We start from the raw sequence: 1,673 nt of genomic DNA, 5'->3' as shown, positions 1-1,673 counted from the left end.
CTCGACCCAATTATTGCAAATAGGTAGATTGCCATCATCCAGATAGCGGCTTAAAGCTGGCCAACGCTTCAGAGTGTAATTGATGGCCTTGGCGGTGGGAGAACTCGATGGCACTGTCAGATGATGTTGGTTGAGCCATTCATATAGTTGTTGCATCACTGGTTGACTATGCTGTTGTCGGTATTCGCGGCGGTCTTCCGCTGTACCATCGGTCTTTTTCCTGAGCTCTGCTTCTATCGCATACAGTTTCTGAATCAGCACTAAGGCCTGTTCAGCAACCTGACTTTTCCCAGTTACATGCAGTTCATGGAATTTACGACGTGCATGGGCCATGCACCCCACCTCAATCACCTGGCCTGATTTAAAACGTGCTTTATAACCACTGTAATCATCACAGACTAGATAACCCTGCCAGCCTTTCAAGAACTCTTCAGCATGCTGGCCTGAACGACTATCCTGAAAGTCATAGATCACCGCCTGAACTGGATTGTACTGTGTGGTGGCATAGGCCCAGACATAACCTTTCTTCGGTTTTTTATTATTCTCACCCATCCGCATGATGGTGACCGGTGTTTCATCTGCATGCAGCACCCGCTGTTGCAGCACCACCTCTTTTAAGGCATTGGCCAGAGGTTCCAGTTCTACACCGCAGCGACCTATCCAGTCAGATAAAGTTGATCTAGAAAGTTCGATTCCCGCCCGCTGATAGATCAGGCGCTGACGGTACAGCGGCAAATGATCGGCATACTTCGATACCAGCACATGGCTGAGCAGTTCAGGTGAAGCAATGCCTTTATCAATCACATAGGCAGGCATCGCTTGCTGAGTCAGGGTGTCACACTGATCACAGACCCATTTGCCACGAACATGCTGTTCCTTGTAGAACTGTGCCGGTCTGAAATGCAGTTTTTCACTGATATCTTCGCCGATACGACGTAACTGGCAGCCACAACTGCATTGGGTTGATGCAGGTTCATGCTCAATACGGATGGTGTGTAGATGATCTGGCAGCAGTCGACGTTTAGGTTTATTGGTTTTGGCTTTCTGTGTCGCTGCATCGGTTTTATCTGCATTTAATCGTTCTAATTCCAGATCAACGGCTGCGATATCTTCTTCGACCGCTTCGTCCCATAGATGGATTTGTTTTGCCGTTAAGTGTTCATTCTTTTGGGCGAATTTATGCTTTTTAAACAGCGCCAGTTCATGCTCGTATTTTTGATTGAGAATAGAAAGATGCTGAACTTTGGCATCCAATTGCTGGTTTGATTTTTCTAATTCTTGATTTGATTGTGCCAGAGACTGATGCTGCATCGCCAACTGCCGGGTAAATTCCAGCAGTTGTTCATGGGTCAGTTGGCTTAAGTCAGGCAGTGTATTCATGACCGCAGTATGCCTGAGGTCATGACGCAGAGGAAATAGAACGTTTGGAGAATAGTAGAATGTAGCAGCCTAGTTTAGAGCATTGTGACCACTTGCTGTCGTCCAATGCGCTGCCAGGGCAAACCCTGAATGAGTGCCTGTAACTGTTCTGGACTGAGAGCTACGTTTTCACCCTGGTGAACTTTAGCCCAGTGGAATTTTCCCTGTTCCAGCCGCCGGGCACACAGCCAGATGCCCAGTCCATCATGTACCAGCACTTTCATGCGATGGCCACGTTTATTACAGAACAGGTA

General features: G+C 47.6%; 2 protein-coding genes. Both read right to left on the bottom strand.

What is annotated here, in order from left to right; genetic code table 11:
• Positions 1-1,380, bottom strand: a 1,380-nt coding sequence (locus FTU83_RS17130) for an IS66 family transposase (RefSeq protein ID WP_180107449.1), incomplete at its 3' end; no start/stop codon positions are given.
• Positions 1,381-1,454: 74 nt separating this feature from the next.
• Positions 1,455-1,673: IS66 family insertion sequence element accessory protein TnpB (gene tnpB / locus FTU83_RS17125; RefSeq protein ID WP_180107447.1), on the bottom strand; the 219-nt coding region annotated here is incomplete at its 5' end.

Source organism: Acinetobacter sp. YH12152 (assembly GCF_013418285.1).
Classification (GTDB): domain Bacteria; phylum Pseudomonadota; class Gammaproteobacteria; order Pseudomonadales; family Moraxellaceae; genus Acinetobacter; species Acinetobacter amyesii.
Note: the sequence above shows the minus strand (reverse complement) of the source record. Positions and strands in the feature narration are given on the sequence as shown.